Source organism: Brasilonema octagenarum UFV-OR1, from assembly GCF_963888615.1.
Taxonomy (GTDB): Bacteria; Cyanobacteriota; Cyanobacteriia; order Cyanobacteriales; family Nostocaceae; genus Brasilonema; species Brasilonema sennae.
In genome coordinates, this window is sequence record NZ_CAWPKW010000181.1 from 1 (window position 1) to 6345 (window position 6345).

Below are 6345 nucleotides of genomic sequence, written 5' to 3' on the forward strand. Positions count from 1 at the left end.
CCTTATTAAGGAGAGGGAAAGATTTTAGCGCCGATTCAAGCGAGGGTGAGGTTTTCTCTCGTTAGGAGCAGGTTGCTTACTGAACGGGACGCACAATTGGGGGAGTTGTTGGTTGATTTTTTTTAAATATTGCAGCAAGTGCTTGTTCCAAAGTTTCTGCCATGACAATCCGGTTATTGTAAGCAACAACCACCCTTACAAGTGTTGGCAAGCTATTTTGTTCAGCTTCTAAATAGAGAGGTTCAACATACAAAAGAGAACGTTCTATCGGAATCACCAACAAATTTCCTTGAATTGCTTTAGATCCTTGGCGATTCCACAGAGAAATTTGCTGAGAAATCACTGGATCTTGATTAATCAAAGCTTCAATTTGCTCTGTTCCGTAAACTAACTGCTGCTTAGGAAACTCGTAAAGCAACATCTTGCCGTATTCTTGCCCATCGGAACGTGCTGCTAACCAAGCAATTAAATTTGCGCGTTGTACAGGCTTGAAAGGTAGTAGTAGAATGAATTCTTCCGATTCTGCTTGCGGTAGTTTCATAATCAGGTAGTAAGGCTCTACCTGCTGCTGTTTGCTACCGTAAATCTCATTGGGGATTTGCCACAAGTCTTCTTGATTGTAGAAAACCTGTGGATCGCTCATGTGATATGTTAGCAATCGCTCAGATTGAATACTAAAAAAGTCTTGTGGATACCGAATATGGTTGCGAAGAGCAACTGGCATTTTGTCCAAGGGTTTTAGTAATTTGGGGAAAATAGCCCCTAAAGTCTGAATAATTGGATCTCTTGGATCGGCGACATAGAAATTGACACTGCCATTGTAGGCATCAATGACAACTTTTACAGAATTACGAATATAGTTAAATTTATTTTTGCCTGGATCAGAATATGGATAGCGATCGCTCGTGGTATAAGCATCAATCATCCAATAAAGATAAGTCTTGTCACCTTTGATATCTGTTCCTTCACCATCTGCAGCAACTAAATAAGGATCACTGTCGTAGCGTAAAAAAGGAGCGATCGCCTGCACTCGTTCTTTGATATTGCGACGAAACAGCAGCTTTGTTTGCGGTGTAAAATTGCCCGTCAACAGCATCTGCCAATCTTTAAGATATTGCGCAAACACCAAGCGCCGCCATATTGCACCAATTGAAATTCCTCCACGTCCATCGTAAACGTTATAAACGTTATCTTTCTCGCTGGGAAAGTCTAATTCCTGAGTTTTTGTCCCCGTCATCACATAATTATTGGTGATTTCGCCATAGTAAATGCGGGGTTGATTAATAGGAATACTTGAGCGAACTGATTCATTTGATATCAGCAAGGAACTCTCGTTACCTGTATTAAGTCCAATATCTTTGACGTAGTAGTCAGGTAATCCGCCAGGCGCCACAAGATTTACGGGGCTGAGTGTAAAACCGTAGCCGTGAGTGTAGATCAGATGTTTGTTTACCCAAGTTTGTGCTAAATCTGGTACATCACCGTAGTCTAGTTCTCGCGCTGCGATGATTGTCTGTTGCTTTTGATTTGTTTGATCTGGTTTGAAGGTGTAGCGATCAATGTCAGCGCCAGTAAACTTGTAGTAAGGTCGAATTTGTTGCAACTGACGGTTAGTTTCTAGAAGAGGGCGTGTATCCCACAACCGAATGTTCCGAATCGTCAAGTCATTTTCTTGCAAACTAGTTGCAGTTAGTTGACCTCGCGGATCAAAAATTTTTGCTTCTATAGCATCTAAATTAAAAGCTTCTCTGGTGAGGGTGATAGTACGCTCAATGTAGGGGCGTTCACGACTCAATTCATTTGGTTGGACAACAAAGCGTTGTACTGCTGAGGGTAAAATTTCTCCAGAAATTGCCGCGACAAATATATATAATCCTAGTGCGTAAATTAGTTGAGGTGGATAGAGAATGAGTTTAAAACTTGTTTTCTTTGTTCTAGATAAAAGAATTATTCGCAAGAGGAGATATATGGCGATCGCCACTGCCAAAATACTCAACCCACTATAAATTGGCAACAACACCTTAACATCGGTGTAACTAGCACCATAGATCACCCCACGAGGGGAATACAAAAGTTTATAGTGTGCAAGCCAATAATGCAGGGCAACTGTTAACATGAATACGCTAGTTAAAGCGTTTAAGTGAAGTCGCTGCAATCTAGAAAACCCTGTAAATCTTCCTTCACTAAGACTATTTGCCGAACACAAGTAAATGAGCGTTACTGCGCAGACAGTAAAGAGAAATAGTCCCAATAACCAAAATGCCAACGATTCCCAAATTGGCAAAATAAATACATAAAAGCTAATATCTTTGTGAAATAGCGGCTCTGTGCGGTTAAAACTAGTGCTATGAAAATACTCTAGAACGGTTACCCAATGTGTTGATAACACAAAACTCAGCAGCAAACAGATCAGGAGTGCGATCGCCCTCAAGCAAAACTCATAATTAATCACAATCGCAATTGTCAATACCAACAGCAAAATTGACTGCACAATTGGGATGTTAATTTGCTGTATTTGCATTTGCTGCAACACCTGCTGTAACGAAGGTGTCAATGGCAACTTAGTGGTGGGTAATTGAACATTTGGAAACCACACATTTAACGCTTGCTGAGCATAGTAAATAAATACTAACCCCGCGCTAGTACTCAATGTGATCACCACTGGTAAGAGCAAGCGCAATCCGAGTTGTGACTTTTCAGTGGCGAGGTGCGAAGTCGGAATTTTTAGATTTGGAATTTGGAATTTTGTTAGCGCAGCGGGATCTAGTCCATTTCTTCTGCTTGCGAATTTCGCGTTCCTTGCGCACCCCTTGGGACGAGTGCGGCACTAGTCAGCCTTTAATTTTGGACTAATTACGCGCACATCACCATTAAATTTTAATTACGTCCAAAAACAGAAATAGAGGTAATTTTTAAGATTTTTGTTTGACGATATCGCTGTAAAATACAAAATTACCCCACAGCGTTACAAACAGTAGGGTAGAGGAGCCACCGGGGGTTTGCCCCGAGTTCGGTAAATGGCGTGACAGTTAAGCGCTAATTGCCGAATCTCTGACTACAAAGCGTTTGTATCCTACTATTTGTGACGCTTTGTTTTGTGTACATTTTGTATTAGTAAGTTCACAAAAATTTATGTTTCCTACCCATCGCCCTCGTCGTCTGCGTACCCATCCACAACTACGCCGCATGGTACGCGAAACTGTTTTAACTACCAATGATTTAATTTACCCTCTGTTTGCTGTACCAGGTGAAGGAATCGCCAATGAAGTCAGATCGATGCCTGGAGTCTATCAACTTTCGATAGACAAAATAGTGGAAGAAGCAAAGGAAGTTTATGACTTAGGAATTCCTGCGATTATCTTGTTTGGTATTCCTGCAGATAAAGATGGTGATGCCACTGGTGCATGGCATGATTGCGGTATTGTTCAAAAAGCAGCGACTGCTGTTAAAAAAGCAGTACCAGATTTGATTGTGATTGCTGATACTTGTTTGTGTGAGTACACAAATCACGGACACTGCGGTTATTTACAAGTGGGTGATTTAACCGGACGAGTTTTGAATGATCCAACATTGGATTTACTCGGGAAAACAGCAGTATCTCAAGCGCAAGCTGGGGCAGATATCATTGCTCCTTCTGGAATGATGGATGGTTTTGTACAAGCAATTCGTAGTGCTTTGGATGAAGCGGGATTTGATGATACCCCGATTTTGTCGTATGCGGCTAAATATGCTTCGGCTTATTATGGTCCATTTCGGGATGCTGCAGATTCTGCCCCACAGTTTGGCGATCGCCGCACATACCAAATGGACCCCGGTAACTCTCGCGAAGCCCTAAAGGAAATTGAGCTGGATATTGCCGAAGGTGCCGATATGCTCATGGTGAAGCCAGCTTTGGCATACATGGATGTTATCTGGCGCGTTAAGGAAGCTTGCAACCTGCCTGTTGCCGCTTATAACGTTTCTGGTGAGTATTCTATGGTGAAAGCTGCAGCTTTAAATGGCTGGATTGATGAACAGCGTGTGGTGATGGAAACTCTCATCGGCTTTAAACGCGCTGGAGCAGACTTGATTTTAACTTACCATGCCAAAGATGCAGCGCGGTGGTTGCGATAGGCGGTGAGTTTTGCCTCAAGTGCTACAACGTGAAGTTTTGATAACTTTGCTTGATAATCTCACACCAAACTGCTAAGGCAAAGAGCTAATCTAGGTGTCTTTGTGGCTGGGTGTGAGATTATCCTTTAGCTGGGAGATAAATTTGAATGCCAAGACTTTTTCGACGACAGAAAAATTTACACTATTAGTAGGGCAAACGTTGTCAACGAGCAACTTTTGGCGGGGGTGAGGGCGATCGCCCGTTTGCCAAATACGTAACTAATAGATTATAAAATAATATAGTTAACAAATAATGCTCAGTTGGCTTTATTACGTCAATTGATTTTATAAATAAGTACTATAGTTTTTCAAAGGGAGCATTGGCTATGGATATGCAAGTCCTGAGAGAGCGTGCGGGACTCAGCCGCGCAGAGGTTGCCTTCAGGCTTGCAATTAGTGAAACGAGTGTGCGTAACTGGGAAGCAGGGCGCACAGAACCAACCATGACACCCAAAAAATATTTAGATGCATTGCGGCTGTTTAAATGCACACCAGAAGAACTGGCTGCTGCTAGCGAAAAATCTATCAATCAACGACATAAGCGTAAACCAGGAAGACCGAGAAGATTTCCAGAAAATTCGGTTAATTCGTCTCCTCCGGTGAATCAGGTAACCCAGGTTAATCAAGTCACTGATTCCCCGAGTTTCCATTTCAACGAAGTTGGATATTAATCAGTGATCACTTACCAGTTTTCACTGTTTACTGTTCACTGCTAACTGTTCAAGGACTTGCTGCCACATAGCCTATAATTTTAAACGCAAGACAAGCAACTCGTGCGTTCGCGTGCGTGCGTCGCGGTTTGCAGCATCGCTCACCATCTAAGGGAGCAGATGCGCGTTAAGATTCTAGAACAATAGTCGCAATATAAAAGTCTAATGGCAGAAACACTGTTCTTCAACGCTTTGCGGGAAGCCATTGATGAAGAAATGGCCCACGATGCAACTGTATTTGTTCTTGGTGAAGACGTAGGACACTATGGCGGTTCCTACAAAGTGACAAAAGACTTATACAAAAAATATGGCGATCTCCGGCTTCTAGATACCCCAATCGCTGAAAACAGCTTTATGGGTTTAGCCGTTGGGGCTGCAATGACTGGGTTGCGACCAATTGTTGAAGGTATGAACATGGGTTTTTTGCTTCTTGCCTTCAACCAAATATCCAATAACGCCGGAATGCTGCGTTATACTTCTGGTGGTAACTTTAAAATTCCAATGGTGATTCGTGGTCCTGGAGGCGTGGGCAAGCAGCTTGGTGCAGAACATTCCCAGCGCTTAGAAGCATACTTCCAAGCTGTACCAGGGTTAAAGATTGTTGCTTGTTCTACAGCTTACAACGCCAAAGGATTGCTGAAATCAGCTATTCGTGATGATAACCCGGTGTTGTTCTTTGAACACGTTCTGCTTTACAACTTAAAAGAAGATTTACCAGAAAAAGAATATCTGCTGCCTCTGGATAAAGCAGAAGTTGTACGCTCTGGCAAAGATGTCACAATTCTGACTTACTCACGCATGCGACATCATGTGACGCAAGCGGTCAAAACATTGGAAAAAGAAGGTTATGATCCAGAAGTGATTGACCTGATATCACTTAAACCGCTAGATTTTGACACGATTGGTGCATCAGTAAGAAAAACACATCGAGTGATTATAGTGGAAGAGTGCATGAGAACAGGAGGCATTGGAGCGGAATTAACTGCCTCTATTAATGAACGCTTATTTGATGAATTGGATGCACCTGTATTGCGACTTTCTTCCCAAGATATTCCCACGCCTTACAACGGAACTTTAGAAAGATTAACCATCGTTCAACCAGAACAAATTGTTGAAGCTGTGGAAAAGATGGTGGCTTTGCGCGTTTAGGAGGTGGAATTGGGGAGTCGTTACAAGTGAGTGGTTGATAATGTAAAATATCAACAGCGAAAGGCTAACAATCAACAATCCGCCCGCTCCAAAAAACCTATGCAGAACTTGGCATACGCCTAGGTAAATCTGTACAAAGTCGGATCGTGCAGACTAAGACTCTAGAAGTCTACGATTTTTGAGTCAACACACCTACAAGTGAACCCCAGCTTGTAGCTCTGTCGAGAACGATTAAGTAACGCCACATGCTTCAACGGGGGGAACCCCCCAACGGGAGAACCAGTCGCCTCTGTCGGGAAACCCTCTCCGAAGTTGCCACAACGCGGGGAACCCG

3 protein-coding genes and 1 pseudogene are annotated in these 6345 nt (G+C 42.8%); 3 read left to right on the forward strand and 1 reads right to left on the reverse strand.

The annotated features are described in order from the left end of the window. Positions 1-76 precede the first annotated feature (76 nt). Positions 77-2692: pseudogene (locus AC5590_RS12480) on the reverse strand (UPF0182 family protein); the annotation flags it as partial. A gap of 440 nt (positions 2693-3132) precedes the next feature. Here AC5590_RS12480 and hemB point away from each other — a divergent pair. From hemB to AC5590_RS12495, 3 genes are all read left to right on the forward strand, one after another. Then, a complete protein-coding gene (gene hemB / locus AC5590_RS12485) occupies positions 3133-4113 on the forward strand; it encodes a porphobilinogen synthase (protein ID WP_169268768.1) in 981 nt (326 codons plus the stop codon). A gap of 365 nt (positions 4114-4478) precedes the next feature. Beyond that, entirely contained in the window at positions 4479-4823 is a 345-nt protein-coding gene (locus tag AC5590_RS12490) for a helix-turn-helix domain-containing protein (protein ID WP_169268769.1), read from the forward strand. 204 nt (positions 4824-5027) lie between these two features. Further along, on the forward strand, positions 5028-6011 hold the full coding sequence (locus AC5590_RS12495; protein ID WP_169268770.1) for an alpha-ketoacid dehydrogenase subunit beta: 984 nt from the start codon (positions 5028-5030) through the stop codon (positions 6009-6011). Positions 6012-6345: the final 334 nt, after the last annotated feature.

Excerpts from the sequence above, each read along its gene's own strand:
- AC5590_RS12490 (WP_169268769.1), top strand. The coding sequence starts at position 4,479 with ATGGATATGCAAGTCCTGAGAGAGCGTGCGGGACTCAGCCGCGCAGAG.
- hemB (WP_169268768.1), top strand. The coding sequence starts at position 3,133 with ATGTTTCCTACCCATCGCCCTCGTCGTCTGCGTACCCATCCACAACTA.
- AC5590_RS12495 (WP_169268770.1), top strand. The coding sequence starts at position 5,028 with ATGGCAGAAACACTGTTCTTCAACGCTTTGCGGGAAGCCATTGATGAA.